The sequence below is a fragment of the Paracoccus mangrovi genome, from assembly GCF_042648425.1.
GTDB classification, from domain to species: Bacteria; Pseudomonadota; Alphaproteobacteria; order Rhodobacterales; family Rhodobacteraceae; genus Paracoccus; species Paracoccus mangrovi.
In genome coordinates, this window is the sequence record NZ_JBHRXJ010000005.1 from 140,976 (window position 1) to 166,820 (window position 25,845).

General features: G+C 65.6%; 22 protein-coding genes, 1 tRNA gene and 1 pseudogene. 9 read left to right on the top strand and 15 right to left on the bottom strand.

Annotated elements, in window-relative coordinates:
• Nucleotides 1-13: 13 nt before the first annotated feature.
• The 4 genes from ACFOMH_RS09200 to ACFOMH_RS09215 form a co-directional block, all read right to left on the bottom strand.
• Entirely contained in the window at nucleotides 14-1,225 is a 1,212-nt protein-coding gene (locus tag ACFOMH_RS09200; RefSeq protein ID WP_377744069.1) for a BaiN/RdsA family NAD(P)/FAD-dependent oxidoreductase, read from the bottom strand.
• Between the two features lie 560 nt (nucleotides 1,226-1,785).
• Nucleotides 1,786-2,154, bottom strand: a complete 369-nt coding sequence (locus ACFOMH_RS09205) for a hypothetical protein (RefSeq protein ID WP_377744070.1) — start codon at nucleotides 2,152-2,154, stop codon at nucleotides 1,786-1,788.
• A gap of 144 nt (nucleotides 2,155-2,298) precedes the next feature.
• Nucleotides 2,299-2,374, bottom strand: a tRNA-Val gene (locus ACFOMH_RS09210).
• Nucleotides 2,375-2,418: 44 nt separating this feature from the next.
• Nucleotides 2,419-3,285 (bottom strand): NAD(P)-dependent oxidoreductase, encoded by an 867-nt coding sequence (locus ACFOMH_RS09215; RefSeq protein ID WP_377744072.1) that lies wholly within the window; start codon nucleotides 3,283-3,285, stop codon nucleotides 2,419-2,421.
• A gap of 132 nt (nucleotides 3,286-3,417) precedes the next feature.
• Between ACFOMH_RS09215 and ACFOMH_RS09220 the strand changes: the two genes are divergently transcribed.
• Nucleotides 3,418-5,874, top strand: a complete 2,457-nt coding sequence (locus ACFOMH_RS09220) for a penicillin acylase family protein (protein WP_374425391.1) — start codon at nucleotides 3,418-3,420, stop codon at nucleotides 5,872-5,874.
• A gap of 67 nt (nucleotides 5,875-5,941) precedes the next feature.
• Complete coding sequence (locus ACFOMH_RS09225; RefSeq protein WP_377744073.1) at nucleotides 5,942-6,889, top strand: nucleoside hydrolase; 948 nt, start codon at nucleotides 5,942-5,944, stop codon at nucleotides 6,887-6,889.
• 28 nt (nucleotides 6,890-6,917) lie between these two features.
• Here ACFOMH_RS09225 and ACFOMH_RS09230 read toward each other — a convergent pair whose 3' ends face one another.
• The 8 genes from ACFOMH_RS09230 to pyrH all read right to left on the bottom strand — a co-directional run bounded on the left by ACFOMH_RS09230 (nucleotide 6,918) and on the right by pyrH (nucleotide 15,639).
• Nucleotides 6,918-7,679: an OmpH family outer membrane protein gene (locus ACFOMH_RS09230; RefSeq protein ID WP_377744075.1), complete on the bottom strand. Its 762-nt coding sequence runs from the start codon at nucleotides 7,677-7,679 to the stop codon at nucleotides 6,918-6,920.
• Nucleotides 7,679-10,015 carry an outer membrane protein assembly factor BamA gene (bamA, locus tag ACFOMH_RS09235; RefSeq protein ID WP_374425388.1) on the bottom strand — a complete coding sequence of 779 codons (2,337 nt, stop codon included), beginning with the start codon at nucleotides 10,013-10,015 and terminating at the stop codon, nucleotides 7,679-7,681. Before bamA ends, ACFOMH_RS09230 begins: the two co-directional genes overlap by 1 nt.
• A gap of 102 nt (nucleotides 10,016-10,117) precedes the next feature.
• Nucleotides 10,118-11,446, bottom strand: coding sequence for an RIP metalloprotease RseP (rseP, locus tag ACFOMH_RS09240; RefSeq protein WP_377744077.1), 1,329 nt, complete (start codon nucleotides 11,444-11,446; stop codon nucleotides 10,118-10,120).
• Entirely contained in the window at nucleotides 11,443-12,615 is a 1,173-nt protein-coding gene (gene dxr, locus ACFOMH_RS09245; protein WP_374425386.1) for a 1-deoxy-D-xylulose-5-phosphate reductoisomerase, read from the bottom strand. The genes rseP and dxr overlap by 4 nt, the downstream gene beginning before the upstream one ends.
• Before the next feature lie 4 nt (nucleotides 12,616-12,619).
• Nucleotides 12,620-13,387, bottom strand: a complete 768-nt coding sequence (locus ACFOMH_RS09250) for a phosphatidate cytidylyltransferase (protein ID WP_374425385.1) — start codon at nucleotides 13,385-13,387, stop codon at nucleotides 12,620-12,622.
• A 122-nt stretch (nucleotides 13,388-13,509) separates the two neighbouring features.
• On the bottom strand, nucleotides 13,510-14,244 hold the full coding sequence (gene uppS / locus ACFOMH_RS09255; protein ID WP_374425384.1) for a polyprenyl diphosphate synthase: 735 nt from the start codon (nucleotides 14,242-14,244) through the stop codon (nucleotides 13,510-13,512).
• Nucleotides 14,245-14,248: 4 nt separating this feature from the next.
• The gene (gene frr, locus ACFOMH_RS09260) at nucleotides 14,249-14,812 is read right to left on the bottom strand and encodes a ribosome recycling factor (protein ID WP_374425383.1); all 564 of its coding nucleotides are present in this window, start codon (nucleotides 14,810-14,812) and stop codon (nucleotides 14,249-14,251) included.
• An 80-nt stretch (nucleotides 14,813-14,892) separates the two neighbouring features.
• The gene (gene pyrH / locus ACFOMH_RS09265) at nucleotides 14,893-15,639 is read right to left on the bottom strand and encodes a UMP kinase (RefSeq protein ID WP_374425382.1); all 747 of its coding nucleotides are present in this window, start codon (nucleotides 15,637-15,639) and stop codon (nucleotides 14,893-14,895) included.
• A gap of 86 nt (nucleotides 15,640-15,725) precedes the next feature.
• Between pyrH and miaA the strand changes: the two genes are divergently transcribed.
• Both miaA and ACFOMH_RS09275 read left to right on the top strand, forming a co-directional pair.
• Entirely contained in the window at nucleotides 15,726-16,625 is a 900-nt protein-coding gene (miaA, locus tag ACFOMH_RS09270) for a tRNA (adenosine(37)-N6)-dimethylallyltransferase MiaA (protein WP_377744079.1), read from the top strand.
• 143 nt (nucleotides 16,626-16,768) lie between these two features.
• Entirely contained in the window at nucleotides 16,769-17,923 is a 1,155-nt protein-coding gene (locus ACFOMH_RS09275) for an AraC family transcriptional regulator (protein WP_377744081.1), read from the top strand.
• Nucleotides 17,924-18,200: 277 nt separating this feature from the next.
• Here the strand turns inward: ACFOMH_RS09275 and ACFOMH_RS09280 are convergent.
• Nucleotides 18,201-18,947, bottom strand: a pseudogene (locus tag ACFOMH_RS09280) (RlmE family RNA methyltransferase); the annotation flags it as partial.
• Nucleotide 18,948: 1 nt separating this feature from the next.
• Nucleotides 18,949-20,073, bottom strand: coding sequence for a Ppx/GppA phosphatase family protein (locus ACFOMH_RS09285; RefSeq protein WP_374425379.1), 1,125 nt, complete (start codon nucleotides 20,071-20,073; stop codon nucleotides 18,949-18,951).
• Nucleotides 20,074-20,194: 121 nt separating this feature from the next.
• On the opposite strand from ACFOMH_RS09285, the gene ACFOMH_RS09290 reads away from it, so the two are divergent.
• The 5 genes from ACFOMH_RS09290 (at nucleotide 20,195) to ACFOMH_RS09310 (ending at nucleotide 24,954) form a co-directional block, all read left to right on the top strand.
• Entirely contained in the window at nucleotides 20,195-20,371 is a 177-nt protein-coding gene (locus ACFOMH_RS09290; RefSeq protein WP_374425378.1) for a hypothetical protein, read from the top strand.
• Nucleotides 20,371-21,552: a vWA domain-containing protein gene (locus ACFOMH_RS09295; RefSeq protein WP_377744083.1), complete on the top strand. Its 1,182-nt coding sequence runs from the start codon at nucleotides 20,371-20,373 to the stop codon at nucleotides 21,550-21,552. The genes ACFOMH_RS09290 and ACFOMH_RS09295 overlap by 1 nt, the downstream gene beginning before the upstream one ends.
• Before the next feature lie 27 nt (nucleotides 21,553-21,579).
• Entirely contained in the window at nucleotides 21,580-22,263 is a 684-nt protein-coding gene (locus tag ACFOMH_RS09300; protein WP_374425376.1) for a M48 family metallopeptidase, read from the top strand.
• Between the two features lie 109 nt (nucleotides 22,264-22,372).
• Nucleotides 22,373-23,584: a hypothetical protein gene (locus ACFOMH_RS09305; protein WP_377744085.1), complete on the top strand. Its 1,212-nt coding sequence runs from the start codon at nucleotides 22,373-22,375 to the stop codon at nucleotides 23,582-23,584.
• Nucleotides 23,581-24,954, top strand: coding sequence for a cytochrome P450 (locus ACFOMH_RS09310; RefSeq protein WP_377744087.1), 1,374 nt, complete (start codon nucleotides 23,581-23,583; stop codon nucleotides 24,952-24,954). The genes ACFOMH_RS09305 and ACFOMH_RS09310 overlap by 4 nt, the downstream gene beginning before the upstream one ends.
• Here ACFOMH_RS09310 and ACFOMH_RS09315 read toward each other — a convergent pair.
• A complete protein-coding gene (locus tag ACFOMH_RS09315) occupies nucleotides 24,951-25,817 on the bottom strand; it encodes a LysR family transcriptional regulator (protein WP_377744088.1) in 867 nt (288 codons plus the stop codon). The two genes, ACFOMH_RS09310 and ACFOMH_RS09315, sit on opposite strands and share 4 nt — an antisense overlap.
• Nucleotides 25,818-25,845: the final 28 nt, after the last annotated feature.

Here is a 25,845-nt window from a genome sequence, read left to right on the forward strand (position 1 = left end):
AACTGCCGGGTGATCAGGTTTTGGCGGATGACACAACGGCCCGGGCCGCGGCATGGGCCGAAGCCCAGGCCCATTGGAAATTATAACCGCCAAGCCAGCCGGTCACATCGACAGCTTCGCCGATGAAATACAGCCCCGGTACACTTCGCGCCGCCATGCTGCGCGAATCAAGCGCCGTGGTGTCGACGCCGCCGATGGTGACTTCGGCGGTGCGCCAGCCCTCGGATCCGACCGGCCGCAATGTCCAGCGATTGACACGCTGCCCCAAAGTCAGCAGCGCGGCGTTCCCCTGATCGGCAAGTCTGGCACCGGTCAGGCCGCAATCGGCCGCCACTGCCTCGGCAAGCCGTCCCGGTAACCAGCGTCCAAGCGCCGTTGCCGGGGCGATCCGGCCCGCCTGTCCGCGTTGATCGCGCAGGGCCTGCGCAATGTCTACATCGGGGACCATGTCGATGGTGATTTCCTCGCCCGGCTTCCAGAAGCTCGAAATTTGCAGGATGGCCGGCCCTGAAATGCCGCGATGGGTGAACAACAGACCGTCGCGAAAGCGGGTGCGGCGTTTCCCATGGACGTGACTGACCTCGGCCTCGACAGAGACGCCGGCAAGCGGGCGGCAACGATCCAGTTCCTGTTCTGCAAAGGTCAGCGGCACCAGCCCCGCACGCGGCGCGATCACGGGCAGACCAAAGCCTGCAGCGATGTCATAACCGATGCCGGTCGCGCCCATTTTGGGAATCGATTTGCCACCGGTCGCGACCACGACCTGCCGCGCCTGAACCGGCCCGGCCGAGGTTGCGACGACAAACCCCGAATCCTCGCGCACAACCCCGTCGACCGAGGTTTTCAGCCGCAATTCGGCGCCGTCCATCCGGCTCAAGAGCATATCGATGATCTGTTGGGCCGAGCCATCACAGAACAGCTGCCCCAAGGTTTTTTCATGCCAGGCGATCCCGGCCCGATCAACCATGGCCAGGAAATCGGCCGCGCGAAACCCCGCCAGTGCCGAGGCGCAAAAGCGCGGATTATGCGACAGGAAACGATCCGGCGCGGTGGCGAGATTGGTAAAATTGCACCGCCCCCCGCCCGAGATGCGGATCTTTTCACCGGGCTTGCGGGCGTGATCCAGAACCAGAACGCGCCCGGCCCCACCCGCCTGCATGATCGATCCCGCGCAAAACAGCCCGGCAGCGCCCGCACCCAGAATGACAATATCGGCCTTTTCCATATCCGCGCGATTAACGGGCCTTGGACGGGGCGGCAAGGACCATTGCGCGCAGCAGGATGGCATCTCGCCGGCCCGAACTGGAGTGACCAGCAAAAAGGCCTGCCCTCAGCTTTCAACGCCACCCGCCGCAAGGTGGGGTATGTGAACCCGGCGTATCTTGCTCCGCTTCCACAAGATCGCGTCCAGCATATTCGTGCGGCATCGGCAAGCAGATTTCATAACCTCCCCAGAGGAGGTTTGGTGGTAAGCGGATACGAAGTGAGGGTTTTTACCTTACCCTCTGCCTTACTAATCTATTATACAACATTCCCTTGCTGCGTAAGGAAGGGGATGAGGTATTCCCCTCATATAGAGTGGCTGCGCACTCGCAGCGCTTTGCCCTCGATCTGCGTAGCGGATTGGTGGAAGCTGAATTTCAAGCCGGTGCAGAACCTTTCCCTGCAAAGTACCACAGGTCATCACATAAGGCGCGGAGCGGCCCGCCTAGTGGCCGCTTAGGTTTTTCAAGCATGTGTAGGCCCGCTATGCGAGTCCATCCGCCTATTAGGAGCCTCTGGCGGTCAGCCGTAATGCGGCCCATCCACCTCGACACCATCCATATCAGCCCCCCTATACGTCATCACAAGATCGAAGCGTTTATAGAATGAAAATAGCTTGGCTGTGGTCATATCAATATCGATGGCGCGAACCTTCTTCGGGCTGACTTGGTCCCACCCCTTCGCGGCAAGATAAACGACGATCCTGGGTTTCTGAACTTCCCCTCCGTGGTTCCCGTTGAACCCCGCGCGGACACCGATAACTATCTCGTCCTCTTGGGCCAGCCCTTTATCCTGTAGATATTTCAGAAGAGCAATCTCGTCGGCTTGATCCGCCGCGACACTCCCCTTGAAGTCGTTATACTGAACACGAGCCGAAAAAACGTCATGCATTGTAGAAATCCTGAGTGATTGGAGGATACAGCGTTAACGTGTAGGCAAAGAAATGCAACGATTCCGAGCGGTGGAAAAACTGGCACAGCGCCTAGCCCACCCTTGAAGCAACTATTTAATTTTATTGCATTTCTTGGATGAAAATGGTGGGCGGTGAGGGACTCGAACCCCCGACATTCTCGGTGTAAACGAGACGCTCTACCAACTGAGCTAACCGCCCCCCGGCCGGCTGATAGCGCGCCGGCCCGGCCTTGGCAAGCGCGCTTAGCGCCGAAGCCGCGCGATCAGCGATGAGGTGTCCCAGCGCCCGCCGCCCATGCCCTGAACATCTTTATAGAACTGATCGACCAGCGCCGTGACCGGCAGGCTCGCGCCGTTTTCATTCGCGGTCGCCAGACAGATGCCAAGATCCTTGCGCATCCAATCAACCGCAAAGCCAAAATCAAAGCGGTTCTCGGCCATTGTCTGATAGCGGTTCTGCATCTGCCAGCTGCCGGCGGCGCCCTGACTGATCACCTCGACCACCTCGGGGATGGAAAGGCCGGCCTTTTCGGCGAAATGCAGGGATTCCGACAGGCCCTGAACCAGACCGGCAATGGCGATCTGGTTGCACATCTTGGTCAGCTGTCCGGCCCCGGACGGGCCCATCAGGCGACAGATCTTGGCATAGGCGGCGATCACCGGCTCGGCGCGGGCATAATCGCCGGGCGCGCCTCCGCACATGACCGAAAGCTGGCCGTTCTCGGCCCCCGCCTGCCCGCCCGAGACGGGCGCATCGACGAAACCGAAACCGGAATCGCCGGCGATGGAGGCCAGCTCGCGCGTCACGGCGGCCGAAACCGTGGTGTGATCGACAAAGACCGCGCCCTTTTCCATACCGGCAAACGCGCCGTCCGGGCCAAGACAGACCGCGCGCAGATCGTCGTCATTGCCGACGCAGCACATGACGAATTCGGCCCCTTGGGCGGCCTCGCGGGCGGTGGCGGCGGCGCGGCCGCCATGCTTTTGCGCCCATGCCGTGGCCTTGGCGGCGGTGCGGTTCCAGACGGTGACCTCGTGGCCCGCGGCGGCCAGATGTCCCGCCATTGGAAAGCCCATCACCCCAAGTCCCAGAAATGCCACGCGCGCCATCACAATCTCTCCTCAATTCAGAAAGGCGCGTTGATCCCGTCCGCGCCCTGCCCTATCACGCCAATGAATTTCATCACCTGCCGCAGGGGTCAACCGCCTCTGCGCTCAAGCATCGGGACGGCGCCCTAAGTCATGGTGACAATTTTCCGCTGGCTTGTGCGTCTGACGGTCGCGCTGATCCTGGTTTCGGTCGCATTGATCGCACTGGCCTGGTATTTTGCCATCCGCTCATTGCCCGATTACGATGCCAGCTTTCGCATCGGCGGCATCGCCGCCCCGGTCGAGATCGTGCGCACGACCGAGGATGTGCCCCATATCTTTGGCGCCAATGACCGCGACGTGTTTTTCGCGCTGGGACTGGCCCATGCGCAGGACCGGCTGTTCCAGATGACGGTGCTGCGCCGCGCGGCTCAGGGCCGGCTGGCCGAAATCTATGGCCCCGGCGCGCTGCCCGCCGACGATCTGGCCCGCCGGCTTGGGCTTTACCGCAATGCCCGCGCCTCGGTCGAGGCACAGGATCCGGCCACGGCCGAGGCCCTGCGCGCCTATGCCGATGGCGTCAACGCCTGGGTCGAGCAGGTCAATCTGGGCGCGCGCGGCCGTGGTGCGCCGGAGTTTTTCCTTTACCCCGACGAGATCCCCTATTGGGAGCCGGCGGATTCGCTGGCGATCCTGAAATTGCTGGCGGCATCATCGACGGTGCAGATGCGGCGCGAGGTGCTGCGGGCAAGGCTGTCTCTGGCCGATCCGGCGCGCGGTCAGGATGTCGTCGCGGCCCCGGGCGAACCGGCGATGCCCGCCTATGCCGAGCTGTTTCCCGGCGCACCCGTCGCCCCTTCGGAACGCGCGGTGCCACGCCCGGACTGGACGACGACGCTGGCGGGGTATCTGTCGCCGTCACTGGGCGCGTCGGCCAATGGTTTCGCGGCCGCCTCGGAACGGACGGCGGCGGCGGGCGCGCTTCTGGCCAATGATCCGCAATTCGCGCTGACCGCGCCGGGGCTTTGGTATCTGGCGCGGATCGAGCTTGCCTCGGGCGGGGTGATCGGCGGCACCATTCCCGGCATTCCCGCGATCCTGTCGGGGCGCAATACGCGTCTGGCTTGGGGTGTCACCCCGGCGCAGATCGACGATCAGGACCTTTATATCGAAGAGGTGCAGCCCGGCGATGCCGGCCGCTATCGCGGCGCCTCGGGCTGGACCGAATTCGCCACCAGCCGGGAAACGCTGCATGTGCGCGGTGCCGAGGATCGCCAGATCACCCTGCGCGAAACCGAAAACGGCCCGATCATTCCCGCCTTTCATCTGGGGCTGGCGAATATCCTGCCCGGGGGTCATGTCGCGGCGCTGTCCTGGACCGGCGGGCGGGGCGATGACCGCAGCATGTCGGCGCTGATCGGCCTGATGCGGGCGCAGGACCGCCGCGCGGCGGCGCAATCGCTGGGCGATCTGGTCGCGCCGGCGCTGATCGTCACTCTGGCCGACGATCAGGGGGTCGGGCAGGTCCTGGCCGGCGCCGTGCCGCAACGCGATCCCGCGCATCAGACGCTGGGCCGGATGCCCGCGCCCGGCTGGCTGCCGGCGAACCGCTGGCAGGGGGTCAAATCCGTCGCCGCCGATACCGCCGATCTTGCCCCGACGCATGGCGTCGTGGCCAGCAACGGCGTGCAAAGCCCGTCACAGCCCGGGCTGGGCTTTGACGGCGGCGACCGTTACCGGCTGGACCGCCTGCGCTATCTGATCAATTCGCGCGAGGTGCATTCCCGCGACAGTTTCATCGCCGCCCAGAACGATATCGTCAGCCCCGCCGCCCGCGCCCTGTTGCCGCTGGTCGGTGCCGATCTTTGGTATACGGACGAGCCCGCGGCACTGGGCACGCCCGAGCGGATGCGTCAGGACGCGCTGGCGCTGCTGGCCAATTGGGACGGCGCGATGAACGAGCACATGCCCGAGCCGCTGATCTATGCGGCCTGGATGCGCGCCCTTCAGACACGTCTGGCCCAGGACGATTTGGGGCCGCTGACCGATGACCTGACCGAGCTTTTCCCCAGCTTCATCGAACGCGTCTATCGCAATACCGGCGGTGCCTCGGCCTGGTGCGACATCCGCCAGTCCGCACCGGTGGAAACCTGTACCCAGATCGCGCGTCAGGCGCTGGACCGCGCGCTTCTGGACCTGTCCAGCCGCTTTGGCCCCGATCTGGCCAGCTGGCGCTGGGGCGATCTGCATTATGCCCGACAGCTGCATCCGGCGCTGGGGGATATGCGCGGCATGTCCTATATCGTAAACCTGCTGCAATCGACCTCGGGCGGGGCCTCGACGGTGGCGACGGCCGGCTATCTGGGCTTTGGCCGCAATCCCTGGCTGAATGTCAGCGGCGCGGCCTATCGCGGGGTCTATGATCTGGCCGATCCCGACAGCTCGGTCTTCGTGATCGCGACCGGGCAATCGGGGCATCCGCTGTCGCGCCATTACGACGACATGGCCGAATTGTGGCGGCGCGGCGAATATGTCGGCATGTCGCTTGACCCCGAACTGGCGCGTGCCGCCGCCACCGGCATCACCCATCTGCAACCGCTGGCCCAATAGCGGCTTGCATCTTGTGCACAGTCCGGATTCCCTGTCGGATGCGCATGACCCCGCGCAGGAGATAAGCATGTCGCGCAAGATCATCATCGACACCGATCCCGGACAGGACGATGCCGTCGCCATCCTTCTGGCGCTGGCCAGTCCCGAGCTTGAGGTGCTTGGCCTCAGCGTGGTGGCCGGCAACGTGCCGCTGGCCCATACCGAACGGAATGCCCGCGCCATCTGCGAGCTGGCGGGCCGTGCCGATCTGCCCGTTCATGCGGGATGCGACGCGCCGCTGTCCCGGCCGCTGGTCACGGCCGAACATGTCCATGGCAAGACCGGGCTCGACGGTGTCACCCTGCCCGAGCCGGTGATGCCGCTGGCCCCCGGCCATGCCGTCGATTTCCTGATCGAGACCTTGCGCCGCGAACCGGCCGGGACCGTGACGCTGGTGCCGATCGGCCCGCTGACCAATATCGCCACCGCCTTTCAGCGCGCACCCGACATCGTTGCGCGCGTGCAGGACATCGTGCTGATGGGCGGGGCCTATTTCGAGGTCGGCAACATCACCCCCGCGGCCGAATTCAACATCTATGTCGACCCCGAGGCCGCCCGGATCGTTCTGGCCAGCGGCGCGCCCATGACCATGATGCCGCTCGACGTGACCCACAAGGCGCTGACCAGCCGATCCTGGGTCGAGGGCATGCGCGCCATGGGCCGCATCGGTCAGGCCGTCGCCAGCTGGACCGATTTCTTCGAACGCTACGACCGCGAGAAATATGGCAGCGAGGGCGCCCCCCTGCATGACCCCTGCACCATTGCCTGGCTCATCGAGCCCGGGCTTTTCGCCGGCCGTCACATCAATGTCGAGATCGAGACCAAGGGTGAATATACGCTGGGCATGACTGTCGCCGACTGGTGGCGCGTCAGCGGCCGTCCGGCGAACACGAATTTCATCCGCGATATCGACGCCAAGGGGTTCTTTGACCTGCTGACCCGCCGGCTCGGCGATCTGGATCGCCGCCTGAGCTAGGCGCGGTCCTTTTCGGGATGCGCGGGCGCTATTGCCCCTGTGCCGGCGGTGCCGGAACGGGGGGCTGCTCGGCGGGGCTCGCCGCACCTTGATCCGCCGGCGCATTCGCCGGGTTTGGCGCGCCTTGACCGCCGCCATCGGTCGCAGGATCCGTTCCGGGCGGCGCTTGCGGGCCGGCGCCGATCTCGGCATCGATCCGGGCGATCAATTCGTCGGTCGCGTCGATGCTGTCGGCGGCGACAAAGATCGCCCGCTGATCCAGAATCGCCAGCGCGCCACGTTCCCGCATCAGCGCCGTCAGGGACGGCAGCGCGGCGCGGAAAAAGGCCGTGCGCTCTTCCTCGGCCTTGGTCTGCAATTCGACCAGCGCGGCCTCGCGCTCGCGCCGGACCTCGACCACACGCTTGTCGAATTCATCGGCGCGCTTGCGGAATTCCTCGGCCGGCAGGGTCTGGCGCAGCTTGGTCAGCTCTTGTTCTTCGGTCGAAAACTCTTCCGCGAGACGGTCGTTTTCATCGGCGATCTGGCGGCCGCGCCGTTCCAGATCGGCCTGAACGCGCAGCCCCCAGGCGGATCCCCGGTAAAGCGCGTCCTGATCCAGCGTCATCACCGGCAGCACAAGATCCGGGTTGCGGGATGCGGCCGGGGCCTCGACGACGGTCGTGCCGATGGCGGCGGGCGGCCCGGGTTCGGGCGTCGCCGGGGGGGCGCCGGGCACCTGTGCGGAAAGCGGCGCGGCCCAAAGCCCCGCCGCCAGCACAAGTCCCGCGATGCCCGGCCAGCTCTGCATCAGAACTTGGTCGAGATGGTCAGGTCAAAGTTCTGAACGTCGTCGTAATCTTCTTTCTTCAGCGCATGCGAGAAGTTGAAGCGCAGCGGCCCGATCGGCGTCGTCCAGAACACCGAGGCCCCGATCGAGGCCCGGACCTTCATGCTGTCATCGACTTCGTTTCCGAATGCGCCAACGGTATTGTCCAGCCCCCAGACCGAGCCGGCATCGGCGAAAAGACCGCCGGTGATGCCATATTCCTCGGGCAAGCCCAGCGGGAACTGCAATTCCGTCCGCAGCGCCCAGAAATAGTTGCCCGCCAGCACGTCTTCGTTCGGCGCCAGCAGGTCGCGGGGACCATAGCCGTTGGGTTCAAAGCCGCGAATCTTGCCATTGCCGGTAAAGCGGTCCAGCAGGCGGCTGGTATCATTGCCCAGCATATGCACGGCGCCCGCCTCGAATTCGGCCAGCATGGTCACGCTGGGGCGCCAGGCACGGCTTTCGATGCCGGTGTAAAGCGTGGTGGTGATCGATTTCACATCGCCGCCGACCCCGGCAAAATCCTGGCTGAAGCGCAACCGATAGCTGGTCAGCGGGTCCAGACCGGCGGTGCGGCTGTCATAGCTATAGGTATAGCCAAGGGCCGAGGTGAAATAGCCGCCCTGTTCGTTGAAGAGAATCGGCGAGGACCCGACCTCTTCGCCGGTATCGGGATCGATGTGATCCTCTTCGACGCCGTAAAGCGTATCCTTGCTGAGCTTGTAGCGCAGCTCAAGCCGGCCGTTTTCCGAGACCGGGAATTCGATCCCGGTCAACAGGCCGACGGTGCGGGTGTTATATTCGGAATTCAGCCGGTCGGTGGTGTTGTACCAGACCTGCGCCCGCGCCTTGAGGTTGCGGCCCAGGAAATAGGGCTCGACAAAGGTCAGGCCCGACGACTGGGTGCCCGAGCCGGTGGCGAAGGACAGGTCAAGCTGCTGACCACGGCCAAGGAAGTTCTTTTCCGACAGTCCGACGTTAAAGCCGACCCCGGTCGCGACGCCATAGCTTGCGCCAAAGCTCAGGCTGCCGGTCGGCTGTTCCTCGACGTTGACGTCGACGATGACCTGTTCGGGCGACGAACCCTGACGGCTTTCGGCCTGCACATCGGCGAAATAGCCAAGCGCGCGCAGGCGTTCCGCCGAATTGCGGATTTCACGCGGGTTGAAGGGGTCGCCTTCGACGGTCGAAAACTGACGGCGGATCACCTCGTCGAGGGTGGTGGTGTTGCCCTCGATGTCGATGCGCTCGACAAAGACGCGCTGTCCGCGCGTCAGCGCAAAGGTCAGGTCCAGCGTCTGGTTGCGCTCGTTGCGGGTGATGCGCGGCTCGATATTGACGAAGTTCAGGCCCTTGCGGATCGCCAGCGCCTCCATCCGGCGGATGGAGGTGTCGATTTCGGTCGGGTTATAGACGCCGCCCTTTTTGACCCGGTTCTGGGCGTTGAATTCGGCGGCATCGACGCCGGGCACTTCGCTGACCGTGTCGACCTTGCCAAAGGTATAGCGCGGCCCTTCATAGATGTTGAAGGTGATGTAAAAGGCGTCGCGTTCACGCGCCACTTCGGGGGCCACCGCCTGCACCCGGAAATCGGCATAGCCCCGCGAACGATAGAAATCGGTCAACAGCTTTTCATCGACCGACAGGCGTTCGGGCGCAAAGGTGTCGCGCTTGATAAAGGTGCGCAGGATGCCCGCCTGCTTGGTTTGCAGCACGTTGCGCAGCCGCTTGTCCGAAAAGGCGCGGTTGCCGACAAAGCCGATGCGCTCGATTTCGGTGACGTCGCCTTCCAGAATTTCAAAGACAAGATCGACGCGGTTGTCGCTGCGGCGGATGATGCGCGGATCGACCCGGGCCGCCAGCCGCCCGTCCGAGGCATAGATCTGGCTGATGGCGGCGGCGTCCGCCTCGGCCTGGGCGGGCGAATAGACGCGGCGGGATTTGGATTTGACGATCTCGGCGAGGTTCTCGTCCTTGAGCTTCTTGTTGCCCTCGAAGCTGATGACGTTGATGGTAGGGAATTCGCGGATGCGCACGACCAGCGTCCCGGCCGAGGGGACCAGTTCGACCGTCTCGAACAGGCCCGAATTCTGCAACCGTTGCAGCGCGTCGTTCAGCGCCCCGCCCGACACATCCTGACCGCGCGGCAGGTCCAGATAGGACAGGATCGTCTGCGGTTCGATCCGCTGATTGCCCTCGATCCGCACATTGTTGAAGACATAGGCGGCCGCCACGGTCGGAAGCATGCCCACCGGCGCCGCCACCGCCAACGCCGAAATCAGCGCCAGCGCGCCCTTGCCGAGTTTCCTGTCCGTCATCGCCGCCCCTCGCGAATAATGCGTGTCTTGGCGGTTGATCCCGCCGGATTTGCCCAGATGGATACCGCGAAGCGGGCGGGACTGTCAAAAGGCAACGCCCTGTCAGGGGCAGAAAATATCGTTGGTGAGGCCAAAGATCATCAATGACAGCACCGCCGCCATCCCCAGCGCCGACAGGATATCGACCACCCGCGCCGAGGGCGGGCGCCGCGTCACCGCCTCATAGGCGTAAAACATCAGATGCCCGCCATCCAGCACCGGCACCGGCAACAGATTGAGAAAGCCGATCGCCGCCGAGAGCACCGCGATCCACCAGATAAAGTTCTGTCCGCCCGCCGAGGCCGCCTGGCCCGTGGTTTCCGCGATCGAGATCGCGCCGCCCAGATTGCAGGTGCCGATCTGGCCGGTGATCATCGCCCAGAGCCCGGAAACCGACGAGGCGATGATGTCCCAGGTCCGCGCGGCGCCGATTCCCAGCGCCTCGAGCGGACCGGCGGCGCGCGTCGCCGGCTCGAAATAGGTGCCGCCGCCGGTCACGCCGATCAGCCAGCGCTTTTCATAGCCGGTCGCCGTCGGCAGATCCTGTTCGCGTGCGGCCAGCGTATAATCGGCCGTGCCCGCCCCCTCGCGCCAGACCGACAACAGGACCGGCCGCCCCGCCGCGCCGGCAACATGTTCGCGCAGCTCGTCAAAGCGGCGCACGGGCTTGCCATCGACGCTCAGGATGACATCGCCGGATTGCAGGCCCGCATCCGCCGCCGGGCTGCGCGGCGCGATCCCGGCGATCAGCGGCGGCATCGGATCGGGACCCGGAACCGTGATCCGGGCGCCATCGCGCATCACCGTCCAGTCATGGCTTTCGCGCCGCGCAAGATCGGTTGCCACGCGGCCCAGATCGGCCCAGCCGGCAATCGGCTGTCCGTCCAGCGCCACCACCTGATCGCCGGGCCGCAATTCCATCGCGACGCCCGGCGGGGTGGCATGCAGCCGGCCGACCTGAACCTCGGCCACGGGCATGCCCTGCCAAAGCGCCATGCCACCAAAGACCAGAATCGACAGCACGAAATTGAACACCGGCCCCGCCGCGACCGTCGCAAAACGCGCCCAGAGCGGCGCGCCGCCAAGGCTTTGACGGCTCAGTTCAGGCGCGACCTCGGCACCCGAACCGGCGCTGGCGGCATTGCTGTCGCCCAGAAACCGCACATAGCCGCCCAGCGGAATCGCCGCCACCTGCCACAAGGTGCCGCGCCGGTCGCGGCGTGAAAACAGACGCGGACCGAAGCCCAGCGAAAACACCTCGGCCCGGATCCCCGACCAGCGGCCGACGATGTAATGGCCGTATTCATGAACGGCCACGATGATCGACAGCGCCACCACAAAGGCCGCCGCCGTCCACAGAAACCCGCCCAGATTTTCCACAAGCATGTTCATGCCGCGCCCCGCCATGCCGCCGCGGCCTGCCGCGCGAATCCGTCCCATTCCAGCACCGCCGCCAGATCGGCGGGGCTTTGCCCAAAGCCGTCCCGCCCGGCAGCGCGCTCAAGCGCATGCTCGACCGCCGCCGCCATCTCGGTAAAGCGGATGCGCCCGGCGATGAAATCATCGAGCGCCTGTTCTTTGGCGGCGTTCAGCACCGCCCCCGCCGCGCCGCCGCTCAGGATCGCCTCGCGCGCAAGGCGCAGGGCCGGCCAACGGACCTCGTCGGGCAAAGCAAAGGTCAGACTGCCAAGCGCCGCCAGATCCAGCGCCGGCACCGGCAGCGCCGCGCGTTCGGGCCAGTTCAGCGCGTAACCGATGGCGTGGCGCATATCGGGCGCGCCCAGATGCGCGATTGAGCCGCCATCGCGATGGGTGACCATGGCATGGATGATGGACTGGGGATGCACAAGCACCCGCAGCCGCTCGACCCCGAGGCCAAAGAATTCATGCGCCTCAATGACTTCCAGCGCCTTGTTGAACATGCTGGCACTGTCGATGGTGATGCGTTGCCCCATGTCCCAATTGGGATGACGGGACGCCTCGGCCACGGTCGCCTGCGCCAGACGTTCCAGCGGCCAGTCACGGAACGCGCCCCCGGATGCGGTGATGGTCACATGCTCGACAGAATCGAGGGTTTCTCCGTCAAGCGACTGAAATATCGCCGAATGTTCGGAATCTACGGGTAGAATCCGGGCCCCATACGCGCGTGCCCGCGCCATGACCAGCGGCCCCGCCGCGACAAGGGTTTCCTTATTGGCCAGCGCCAGCGTGCCGCCGCGTTCCAGCACCGCAAGCCCCGGTGGCAGGCCGGCCGCGCCGACAATCGCGGACAGCGTCCAGTCGGCGGGACGGGCCGCGGCCTCGGCGATGGCGGCGGTGCCGGCAGCGGCCTCGATCCCCGTTCCGGCCAATGCGGCGCGCAGCTCGTCCAGCCGGTCGGGCCATGCGGTGACGGCGATTTCGGCGCGCAGCGACCGGGCCATTTCCGCCAGCCGTGCGATATTGGCGCCACCGGTCAGCGCGACCGTGCGATAGGCATCCGGCCCCCCGGCCCGCATCAACAGATCAAATGCGCTTTCACCGACCGATCCGGTCGCGCCCAGCACAGAAATACTGCGCATTCCCCTAGCCTCCGATCACCGGCAAAAGGTTCACATAGAGCAGCAGAAACGCCACCAGCAAAGCGCCGGCCATGGCGTCGAAGCGATCCATGGCGCCGCCATGCCCGGGGATCAGGTCGGAACTGTCCTTGACCCCCACCCGCCGCTTGAGCCAGCTTTCGGCGATATCGCCCAACTGGCCCGAAAAGGCCAGCAATGGCCCCGTGAGGATCACCCCCCAGCCCGCGGCCCCGCCCAGCCACAGACCGAGCGCCAGCACAAAGGCACCGGCCCAACCGGCGAGCGTGCCGCTCCAGGTTTTTTTCGGACTGACCGAGGGCCAGAAACGCGGGCCGCCCAGCCGGCGCCCGACGAAATAGCCCAGCACATCGGACAGAACCACCGTGCCCACGATCCATAACAGCGTCGGCAGCCCCATCACCTCGCGGATGGCGACCAGCCCATAGCCGGCGCCAAGAATGGCAAGGGTAAAGAGCACGAAAGCCGGCCGTTCATGACTATGCGTGCCCGGCCAGCCGACAATGACCGGCACCAGCACCAGAAACGGCGCAAACGCCCCCGGCAAAAGCAGGATCGTCAGCAAGACCAGCGCCGAAAGCAGACCGATCAGCACGGGATGGCGCGGGCGGTGAAATTCGGGATGACGCCAGGCGGTCAGCCGCGCCAGTTCCCAGATCATCACGCCGACGACCGCGCTGACCCCAAGCCTGAGCCAGATCCCCGATGAAAACAACAGGATAAGCCCGACAACCGCCAGCACCGCGCCGGACATGAGCCGTTCGCGCAGATCGCCCCACTTTCCCCGGATGGCGTCGCGCAGCCGGCCCGATCTGTGGCCTGACCTGTGGCCCGATCTTGGACCGGATCCTGGGTCCGGGTTGGGGTCGGACCCCGTCATGCGCCGCCGAAACGCCGGTCGCGCAGCCCGAAACGATCCAGAATTTCCGCCAGATGGGCGGGGGTGAAATCGGGCCAGAGCGTCGGCGTGAATTCATATTCCGAATAGGCCGCCTGAAATGGCAGGAAATTCGAGGTCCGCGTCTCGCCCGAGGTGCGGATCACCAGATCGGGATCGGGATGCCCGGCCGTGTCGAGACAGGCGGCAAGATCGGCCTCGGTCGGCGCGGTGATTTCCCCCCGCGCCATGCGTTCCGCCAGTCGTGCCGAGGCACGCGTCAGCTCGTCCCGGCCGCCATAGTTGATCGCCACGGTCAGATTCAGCCGGGTATTGCCGGCGGTGCGCGCCTCGATCCCCGCCATCAGGCGTTGCAGCTTGTCGCTGAGCCGGTCGCGGCCGCCGATAAAGCGCATGCGCACGCCTTCGGCCGACATGCCATCGGCCTCGCGTTCGATATAGCGGGCAAAAATGCCCATCAAACCAAGAACCTCTTCGGTCGAGCGCTTCCAGTTCTCGGTCGAAAAGGCATAGACGGTCAGCCAGTTCACCCCCAGATCGGGACAGGCGCGGACGATCTGTTTGACGCGTTCCGCGCCGCGGCGGTGGCCGACAAGGCGCGGCCAGCCCCGATCCTGTGCCCAGCGGCCGTTGCCATCCATGATGATGGCGACATGGCGCGGGCGGGCGGGATGGCCGCCCGGCTCCATCAGGTTGGCTGCGACCTCGGCCATGGGATCAGACCTGCATGATCTCGGCCTGTTTGGCCTCTAGCGCCTGGTCGACCCCGGCGATCATCTTGTCGGTCAGTTCCTGCACCGCGCCTTCCCAGAACTTCTGGTCATCCTCGGACATGCCAGAATTCTTGGCCTTCTTGACCTGATCCATGCCGTCGCGGCGCACGTTGCGGATCGCAACGCGGGCATGTTCGGCATATTGGGCGGCGACACGGGTCAGCTCGCGGCGGCGTTCCTCGTTCAGTTCCGGGATCGGCAGCATGATGATGGTGCCGTTCAGCTGGGGATTGATACCCAGCCCCGATTCGCGGATCGCCTTTTCGGCCTTGCCGACCAGCGCCTTGTCCCAGACGTTGATCGTCACCATGCGCGGTTCGGGCACGTTCACGGTGCCGATCTGGTTGATCGGCGTCGGCGAACCATAGGCATCGACCATGATCGGCTCGACCATGCTGGCCGAGGCGCGGCCGGTCCGCAGGGATGCGAATTCATGGCGCAGCGCCTCCATGGCGCCCTTCATGCGGCGCTCCAGATCGTCGGTGTCGATTTCGGTCTCGTCGGACATGCTCGGTCACGGCCTCTGTGATATTTGTTCTAGCGCTTGTAGCCGAGCCATGGCGTCATGGCAAAGCTTATGCGGGGAATTTAACCATGTACCCGCGTATATGTTCCGTTGCCCGCCAGAATTCCGCAGAAGCCGCCCGGTTCATCCAGCGAAAACACGATGATGGGCAGATCGTTGTCCCGCGCCAGCGCGATGGCCGAGGCATCCATGACCCCCAGATGCTTTTGCAGCACCTCGTCATAGGTCACGTTGTCATAGCGTTTGGCGTCGCTGTGCTTGGCCGGATCCTTGTCATAGACGCCGTCGACCTTGGTGCCCTTGAAGATCGCCTCACAGTTCATTTCGTTGGCGCGCAGGGTGGCGGCGGTGTCGGTGGTGAAATAGGGGTTGCCGGTGCCGGCGGCAAAGATGATCACACGTTTCTTTTCAAGGTGGCGCACGGCGCGGCGGCGGATATAGGGCTCGGCGACCTCGTCCATGCGGATCGCGCTGATGACCCGGGTATGGATCCCCAGCGCCTCGAGCGCGGCCTGCATGCCAAGCGCGTTCATCACCGTGGCCAGCATCCCCATATAGTCGGCGGTCGCGCGTTCCATCCCCTGCGCGCTGCCCTGCAGGCCGCGAAAGATATTGCCGCCGCCGATGACCATGCAGATCTCGATGCCCATGTCGTGGACGGATTTGACCTCTTGCGCGATTCGGGCGACCGTCGGCGGGTGCAGGCCGTAACCCTGATCCCCCATCAGCGCCTCGCCCGAGATTTTCAGCATGACACGGGAATAGGATCCGGGGGTCTTGGTTGTGTTTTGCGTGACATTTCCGGACATGAGGACACCTTTTTCGCCGCGGTTTCATTGTCGCGCAAAATGTCGCAAACAGCCATTATGTTCAACCGCCCGCTTGCTGCTTTCACATGCCCCAGCGTCACCCCGTTCTAGACCGGCCCCATCTGGATCAGATCGATCCGGCCCGCCATGTCGTGATCGCCGGCCCCACCGCCAGCGGCAAGTCCGCCCTCGCGCTTGCGATCGCCGAGGCCCAGGGCGGCACGGTGGTCAATGCCGACGCCTTGCAGGTCTGGTCCTGCTGGCGGGTGCTGACCGCCCGCCCGCCCGCCGAGGATGAGGCCCGCGCGCCCCACGCCCTATATGGCCATGTCGCGCCGGGGCGGGCCTATTCGGTCGGTGAATGGCTGTCCGAGGTGGCGGCGCTGTCGGGGCGGCTGATCGTGGTCGGTGGCACCGGGCTTTATCTGAACGCGCTGACCCGGGGGCTGGCGGTCATCCCGCCCACCCCGCCCGAAATCCGCGCCAGCGCCGATGCCCTGCGCGCCACGCCGCAGGGGCTGGCCCGAATGATCGCCGGGCTCGATACAGAGACGAGCGGCCGGATCGACCTGCAAAATCCGGTCCGCGTCCAGCGCGCATGGGAGGTCTTGCAGGCGACCGGGCGCGGCATCGCCGCCTGGCAGGCCGAAACGCCGCCGCCCCTGATCGAGCCGTCATCGGCGCATCTCTTGATCTTGCAGGCGGATCGGGACTGGTTGGCGGCGCGCATCACCCGGCGGTTTCATCTGATGCTGGATCAGGGTGCGCTGGACGAGGTGCGCGCCGTTCTGCCCGATTGGGATGCCTCGGCGCTTTGGGCCAAGGCCATCGGCGCGCCCGAGCTGGTCGCCCATCTGCAAGGACGCGACAGCCTTGATCAGGCAGTCGAAAAGGCCATTATCGCGACCCGCCAATACGCCAAGGCGCAGCGCAGTTTCTTTCGGGGACGCATGCGCGATTGGCGGCAGATCGCGGCAAACCACTGATCCGGTTGAATGTTGTCGCCGCAATCATGTTGCGGGATAATCCTGAAACTGTTAACTTTATTTCAACCCTAAGTGGTGTAACTCTTTTGTGAGTAAACTGTGCAACGTTATGATTCGGACATTTCCCTTGAAAGTCACGTCTGATGAATGAAACCGTCCGCGCCCTGATTGTTCCGGCTGATCACCTCCCGGATCAGAGCTGCGAACGGCTGGTCGCGGCGGGTATCACCGCCCCGACGATCCAGGAACCGGCCCCGATCGACCCGCGCCGTCCGCCCGCGTGGGATGAACGGCATGACGGCGACGGCCATTCCGATCCGGCCCACCCGGAGCCGAACCGGCAAGTGGCGGGCATTTCGGTTCTCAATGCGGTGGTCGCGCTGGAACAGCCGCTGCCGGTGACGGCGCCGCAGCGCGTCGCGCAGCACCGCGCCACCCAGCCGATGCCCCCCCATGCCGCACCGGGCGACGGGCTGCGGCTGATCCCGCTTTCGGGATTTCATTGGGGTGGGGCGCTGCGCGGGCGCAACATGCCGCCTGCCCCCCGGGTGCGGGGCGATCATGTGCTGATCCTGCTCAAGGGGGGCGTGTTACAGATCGAATTTCCCCGCAACCGCCAGCTTCTTGTTCCCGGACGCGTGGCGTTCATCCCTGCGGGCACGGCCTTCGCGCTCAATCCCGGGGCGGATATCCAGGGTTGCGCGCTGCTTCTGGCGCCCGGGCATGGCCGGGACCTGCCGATGCCCCTGCCCCCGGGATGCCGCTTTGGTGCGCCTGCGATCGAGGATGCGGCACTGATCGAACCGGCGATGCAGGCTCTGGGCGCGGCGCAGCCCCGCACCAGTGCCGGACAGGCCGCGACTGCCTGTCAGATGGCGCTGATCGCGGTTGCCCTGTCGCGGCTGGACGAACGCGCCGGGGTCTATGGGCCGCGCCAATCCGGCATTCTGGAGGCGCGCCCCCTGACCGAGCGCTTTCTTGAACTGGCCGAGGCCGAATTGTCGCAAAACCAGACCATCGCCGAACTGGCCCGCAGGCTGGGGCATTCGCTGGCCCATCTGGACCGCGCCTGTCTGCAAAGCCGTGGGCGCAGCGCGCTGCAACTGCTTTACGATCTGCGGCTGGAACGTGCGGCGCGGGCGCTGCGCGGCAGCGACATCCCGATCTGCGACATCGCGCAGGAACTGGGCTATGCCGGGCTGGGCCATTTCATGCGCAGCTTTGCCGCCGCCACCGGGCGTTCGCCCGAGGCCTATCGCGATGTCATGCGCAATGGCGTGGGCGGCAGGCGGGACTGATCCGACCGAAAACCGGCCAAGACCGCCGCGAACGGGGCCGGTGCCGCGGATCGAAGCGGCTTGGGACCGTGAGTATTGGGGCGGCGCTGGATTGCGACGGGGCCGGACAGCTTGGCCGCCATCCCACCGCGACCTCAGCGCGGCGCCTTGCTCATTCCCGCCGGTCGGTGCCCGGAGGATCCCGGTCCGGCGCCTGTTCCGTCACCTCGTCCGCGCCGTCGTCAACGCCCCAGCCGTCGCCCGGATGCGGTTCCTCATCGGGGAATGCGGCGGAAAACCCTTCTTCCAGCTCGTTGCCCCGGCCGCGAAACCCTTGCGCCACGACGAATTTTTCCGATGAATCCGCCCGGCTCGCCGGTGGTTTCACATTCGCCACCTTGCGGAAATTGCGCTTGAGCAGGGCCTGCATGTCGTTTTCGGCCCCGCCGGCCAGCACCTTGGCGACGAATGTGCCACCGGGCTCCAGAACGTCAAAGGCCAGCTGCACCGCCGCCTCGACCAGCGCGACGATACGCAGATGGTCCGTGCCCTTATGCCCCGATGAGGCGGCCGCCATATCCGACATCACCACATCGGCACAGCCGCCGAGCCAGTCCTTGACCTTGTCATCGGCGCCGTCGGACAGAAAATCCAGCTGATGGATTTCGGCCCCGGCGATGGGATCGACCTCTTGCAGGTCGATGCCCAGCACGCGCCCGACCCGCTTGCCGGATTTCTCGCCAAGCGCATTGACGCGCGCCACCGCCACCTGACACCAGCCGCCCGGCGCACAGCCCAGATCGACCACCCGCGCCCCCGGCACCAGAAAGCGGTATTTGTCGTCCAGTTCCAGGATCTTGTAGGCGGCGCGGCCGCGATAACCGTCGCGCCGCGCCCGGGCGACATAGGGGTCGTTCAGCTGGCGTTCCAGCCATAGCGTGCTCGACAGCTTGCGGCCCTTGGCGGTCTTGACCCTGACCCGCAGATCGCGCTGCCCGCGCCCCGAACTCTTGCGCCCGGCGCCGGGCTTCTTGCCCTCGCTCATTTCATGCCACCCCGTTCATTCCATCCGGGGCCAGCACCCCATCCTTGACCATTTGCGCATATAAAAGACCCTCGCGCAGACCGCGATCCGCAACCGACAGCCTGCGCGTCGGCCAGACCCGCATCAGCGTCTGAAGGATCGCGGCCCCCGACATGATCAGCGCGTGACGTTCGCGCCCGATGCGCGGATCGGCACGCCGCCCGTCCGGCCCAAGCGCCAGATAGTCGCGGATCACGCGGTCGATCTGGGCCGAGCTCATGGTCAGCCCGTCCACCTTGGTCCGGTCATAGCGGCGCAGGCCCAGATGGCTGGCCGCCACCGTCGTCACCGTCCCCGAGGTGCCGATGACCTGAAAATTCTCGTCCATATCCTGCATCAGCGAATAGGGCGTGAAATCGGCCAGCATTTCCTCGAAATGCCACGACATCAGCGCAAAACGGCCCTGATCGTCCTCGACATCCTCGAACTGGTCGCGCAGCGTCGCCACGCCCAGCGGCACGCTGATCCAGTCGACGACCCGGGCGCCGCCGGGCTGCGGATTGTCGAACCCATCGCCCAGCCGCATGATCGCGCGCGACCGTTCCGTCGGCTCGACATCCTCAAGATCGATCCACACCAGTTCGGTCGAGCCACCGCCGATATCGACGACCAGCAACTGATCGGTGCGCTGACTGACCAGCGGCGCGCAGGAAATCACCGCCAGCCGCGCCTCTTCCTCGGCATCGATGATTTCGACCGGCAGGCCGGTTTCGCGCCGGATCATGCGCAGGAAATCGCGGCTGTTGCGGGCCCGCCGGCACGCCTCGGTCGCGACAAGGCGCATGCGCCCGACATTATGGGTTTCCAGCTTGCGGCGACATACCTGCAAGGCATGCACCGTCCGGGCCATCGACGAACGCGACAGCCTGCCAGATGCCTCGAGGCCATGCCCAAGCTGGACCGGCTTCGAGAAACTGTCGACCACCTGAAACTGACTGCCCAGGGGACGGGCAATCAGCATCCGGCAGCTGTTGGTGCCAAGATCCAAGGCCGCGTAAAGCGGCCCGTCCTCGGCCGGGCGGGTGACGAAAGGCTCGACCGTTTTTTTCGGGAACGCGTCCGCACCCGCAGGACGCCTGGGCGCCATGGTCACGCCCTCCGATAACAAGTTGGTGTAAAAGTAACCTGCGGCTCGGATGCGTTCAAGGGGGCAGGCCGGGTTCGGTGAAGGAACCCTGCCCCCCTCGACTCGGGCGCGGGGCAAGGCTATGGCATGCACCATGATCGTCATCGCCGCATTCATCCTTGGCGCAGCGATCGGCTGGATACGCGCCACCCGATTGGACGGAAACCGGGCCGACAAGCTGCAATATGCCGCCGCCTACGGGCTGGCGCTGTCCGTTCTGGGCGTTTTCGCGACCGTCATGATCGGTCGGATGGGCTGATGTTCCGGCCCTTTCTCGACAGTCTGCGCAGGCACGGGGTGCCCGCCAGCCTGCGGGAATATCTGGATCTGCTGGCGGGATTGCAGGCCGGGCTTTCGGACTGGACGCCCGAGGGATTCTATCATCTGGCGCGGGCCACGCTGATCAAGAACGAAGCCCATATCGACCGCTTTGACCGCGCCTTTGCCGAAACCTTTGCCGGGCTTGACGATATCCCCGTCGAGGCGCTGGTCGACGAGGTGGCGATTCCCGCCGAATGGCTGGAAAAGCTGGCCGAGAAATTCCTGACCCCCGAGGAACGCGCCGCGATCACCGGCCCCGGCAGTTTCGACGAGCTGATGCGCCGCCTGCGCGAACGCCTTGCCGAACAAAAGGGCCGCCATCAGGGCGGCAGCAAATGGATCGGCACCGCCGGCACCTCGCCCTTTGGCGCCTATGGCTATAACCCGGAAGGCGTGCGCATCGGCCAGCACGAAAGCCGCCATCGCCGCGCGGTGAAAGTCTGGGACAAGCGCGAGTTCCGCGATTTCGACGATTCGGTGGAACTGGGCACGCGCAATATCAAGCTGGCACTGAAACGGTTGCGGCAATGGGCGCGCCATGGCGCGGCCGAGGAACTGGACCTGCCCGGCACCATCCGCGCCAGCGCCGAGCATGGCTATATCGATGTCCAGACCCGGCCCGAGCGTCACAACGCCGTCAAGGTTCTGTTGTTTCTGGATGCCGGCGGCAGCATGGACGACCATTCCCGGCTGGTGGACGAGCTGTTTTCGGCCGCGCGCGCCGAATTCAAGCATCTGGAACATTTCTATTTCCACAATTGCGTCTATGAGGCGCTTTGGCGCGACAATCGCCGCCGCTGGGCCGAGACCACGCCCACCTGGGACATCATCAACCGCTTTGGCCGCGACTATAAGGCGATCTTCGTGGGCGATGCCGCGATGTCGCCCTATGAGATCGCGGTTCCCGGCGGCGCCAATGAGCATTGGAACCCCGAATCGGGCGAAACCTGGCTGCGGCGCCTGCGCGAAACATGGCCCGATCATGTCTGGCTGAACCCGGTGCCCGCCGCGCATTGGTCGCAGACCCGTTCCATCGCGATGGTGCGCGAGATTTTCGACAATCGCATGCAACCCCTCACGCTTGAGGGGCTGACACAGGCCATGCGCATCCTTGGCTAAACGCCGCGCCGCGCCCATATTGTTGCCATGCTGAAGCTTACGCCGATCATCCTGATCCTGCTTTATGTCGCCGCGATGTGGTTTTTCTCGCTATGGCGGCTCAAGGCGGAACTGAACGCGAAATCCGCGCCGCTGACCCATCCCCGGCTGGTGCCGATGCTGGAACGGCTGGGCCGGGCGATGGATCTGCCGCCGATCCGGGCGCATGTCTATGAAATCGCGCCGGTCAACGGGCTGGCGGCGCCGGATGGGCGGATCTTTCTGACCCGTGGCTTTCTTGACCGGCTGGACCGTGGCGAGGTGACCGAGGCCGAGCTGGCATCCGTCATCGCCCATGAGCTGGGCCATGTCGCGCATGGCCATTCGCGCCGGCGCATGGTCGATTTCGCCGGCCAGAACGTGATCCGCATCGTGCTGGCCGGTGTATTGGGCCGGTTCTTGCCCGGGATCGGCGGCTGGATCGCCAATCTGGCCGCCGCCGCCGTCGCCGCCCGCCTGTCGCGTCAGGACGAGTTCGAGGCAGATGCCTTTGCCAGCGCGCTGATGATCAAGGCCGGGCTGGGCACGGGGCCGCAGAAAAGCCTGTTTCGCAAGCTGGAATCGCTCTCGGGCGGTCGCGGCGCGGCGCCGGCATGGCTGATGTCGCATCCCAGGACCGAGGCCCGCATCGCCGCCATCGAAAAGCTTGAAACGCGGTGGCGCAGCGGCTGACGATCGCGCCGGCGCCGCAGCGGATCGATTTGGCGGACACTCCCCGCGATCCATGGCTTGCCGGGGGTCGGATTTGGCCTATGCTGCGCGGCAAAACGCCCGAGAGCAGATGACCAGACCCTTTCGCCGCCGCATCCTTTACATTCCCGGTTTCGATCCGATCCCGCCGCGCCGCTATCGCGAACTCTATAAACGCGAGGGCGCGGCGCAGGCGCAGGTTTCGGGCTATGGGCTGGAATTCGGCCCAAGACAGGACCGCACAGGGTTCGGCTGGGGCGTCAGGGGCGATTTCAACGGCCGGAACGCCGAGGCCGAATTCGAGGTGCTGATCTGGGCCGATATCGTCCAGAACTCGATGGGGCATTCGATTGCGGCGACCTATGGCCAGCTGCTGCACACGGCCCGGACCTATATCGGCTCGGGCGCGCTTTGGCGGTTGATGCGGCTGCGGCGCGGGCCGGTGATCGCGGCGCTTTATCCGGTGGTGGTGCTGATCGCGCAGCTTTTGCTGGCGCTGCTGGTTGGGGGGCTGACCGGTTGGGCGCTGGGGCGGCTGACGGGGCTGGGCTGGTGGCTGGGCCTGCCGGTGATGCTGGCGGTGTGCTGGGCGGGGCTGCATCTTTGGCGCCGGCTCGACGGCAGCATCTTTGCCTATTACCTCATGCATGATTACGCCTTTACCGCGCAGGATGGCGGCGCCTATCCGCCCGCGCTTGAGGCGCGGCTTGCCGAATTCACCGACCGCATCGCCGAGGTGATGGCGGGGGATTGGGACGAGGTGCTGATCGTCGGCCACAGTTCCGGTGCCTATCTGGGCGTATCGGTGCTTGCCGATCTGATCCGTTCGGGCCGGATCCCTGCTGCGGGAACGCCCGGGCGGCCGCGCCTGTCCTTTCTGTCGCTGGGCCATGTCGTGCCGATGGCCTCGTTCCTGCCGCGTGCAAACCGGCTGCGCGCCGATCTGCACGATCTGTCGGCAAGCCCGGAGGTCGACTGGATCGACGTGACGGCGCCGGGCGATGCCTGCTGTTTCGGTCTCTGCGATCCGGTCGCGGTCACCGGGGTCGAGCCGCCCGACCGCCGTCAGCCGCTGATCCTGTCGGCGGCCTTTACGCTGACGCTGTCGCGCCAAAAGCAACGCAGCCTGCGCTGGCGCTGGTTTCGCCTGCATTTCCAATATCTTTGCGCCTTCGATCTGCCCGGCGACTATGATTACTTTACCATTACCGCCGGTCCGTTGATGCTGGCCGAACGCTATGCCCGGCGCCAGCACTCGCCCGGCCGGATCGCGCGGCCGGTCAATCGCTGGACCGCGACATGACCCGGCCCGGCCCGATTCCGCCCAAGCCCGCCTCGCGTCAGGGAAAAGGCTCGGTCTGGCGCTTTATCCGCGATTTCCGGCGCGACATCCTTTCGGCGCAGTCCGAGCGGCTCTATACCGCCTGGATGGCCGAATTTCGCGGCCCCTTCATCCACAGCTTTACCTGCAACGACCCCAAGCTGGTCGATCTGATCCTGCGCCGGCGGCCGATGGATTTTCCGAAATCGCCGCGCATGGCGGCCGGGCTGCAACCGCTTCTGGGGAATTCCAGCTTTATCTCGAACGGCGAAACCTGGCTGCATCAACGCCGCATCATCGATCCCGCCTTTGAAGGCGGTCGCCTGCGCGATGCCTTTCCCGCCATGTCCGCAGCGACCGAGGCCGGCGTCGCCCGGCTTGCGCCGCTGGCCGACGGGCGGGATATCGATATCGAACCGCAGACCAGCCATATCGCCGCCGATGTCATCTTTCGCACCCTGTTTTCGATCCCGATCGAAAACGCCATCGCCGCCCGGGTCTTTGAGGCCTTTCGCGATCATCAGGACGCCCAGCCGATGGTCAATCTGGGCGGGCTGATCGCCCTGCCCCGCTGGGCGCGGCTGCATTCGCGCCGCGTGCGCGACAGCGCCCGCCGCATCCGCGGCCTGATCCGGGAACTGGTAACCGCGCGCGCCGCAGAGATTGCCGCCGGCACCGCGCCCCCCGATCTGGCGACCAAGATCATGACCACGCCCGATCCCCAGACCGGCAACAGGTTCAGCCCGCCCGAAATGATCGACGAGGTCGCGACCTTTTTCCTGGCCGGGCATGAAACCGGGGCCTCGGCGCTGGCCTGGGCGCTGTTTCTGCTGGCCGAAAATCCCGAATGGCAGGACCGTCTGGCGGATGAGGCCGCGCGCCATCCCACCCCCGATTTCGCCGCCGTGAAATCGCTGAGCGTGGCCCGCGCGGTGTTTCGCGAGGCGCTGCGGCTTTATCCGCCGGTCGCCATGACCGTGCGCCAGTGTCGCCGCCCCGAGATGCTGCGCGACCGCCACGCGCCGCGCGGCGCGCAGCTGGTGCTGTCGTCATGGCATCTGCACCGCCATCAGCGGCTGTGGAACGACCCCGACGTCTTTGATCCGGGCCGCTGGGAAACCGAGAACGGCAAGACCTGCGCGCGCGAGGCCTATATTCCCTTTTCGGCCGGCGCGCGCGCCTGTCCCGGCGCGGGCTTTGCCATGATCGAGGGGCCGCTGATCCTGTCGGCGCTGGCGCGGGCCTATCGTTTCGAACCCGGCGCGACCCGCCCGGTGCCGGTGATGCGGCTGACCCTGCGCGGAAAATCGGGCATCGCGCTGCGCCTGACGCCGCGTGCGCCCACAGCCTAGGGGGTTTCAAGCTCATGGCGGCGGGCAGTGAGCGCCTCGGCCATGGCGTCGGCCACGACCATGACTCGGCGCGATGCGGCCAGATCGGCATGGGTCACCAAAAGCACCGGACGCGACATGACACCGCCATCGGGCAGCGTCGCGGCGAGCAGCCGCAACCCCGCCGGTCGGGCCAGAAAATGCGGCAGAACCGCGATCCCCATCCCGTCGCGCACCGCCGCGACCTGCGCAGAGAGCGTATTCACCGCCAGCCGTGCCCCGTCCATCGCACCAAAGGCCATCGCCCAGCCCCGCAAGGTGGCGACGCTGATATCGTCGGGCCAAAGGACATGCCGGGACGGCGCGCACCCCTCGGCCGGCGCATAAAGCCCAAAGCCGATTTCGGCCAGCTTGCGCATCCGCAGATTCCCCTGTTCGGGCCGTGACAGGCGCAACGCCAGATCGGCGTCGTGGCGTTGCAGGTTCACCGTGGCGGTCGCGTTCAGAATTTCGACATCCAGCCCGGGATGCGCCGCCAAAAGTGGCTTCAGCGCCGGCAACACCACCGGCGTGATCAGCGTTTCAAAACAGGCCATCCGCACCAGCCCGCTGATCCGAACCTGTTCCCCCGCCGCCTGCCGCATTTCTTGCATCGCCAGCTCGACCGCTTCGGCGCGCGGCAGCAGCGCGCGCCCCTGATCGGTCAGCGCATAGCCAAACTGATGGCGCAGAAACAGCGGCAGGCGCAGCACCTGTTCCATCCGCTCGATCCGGCGCGACACCGTGGCAAGCCCAAGCCCGGTAGCCCGCGCCGCCCCGGTCAGCGTCCCCTCATGCGCGACGGCCAGAAACAGCCGCAGATCGTCCCAGTTCAGGCGCTCCATGGGCTTTCCATAAATGAAAATCAGCATT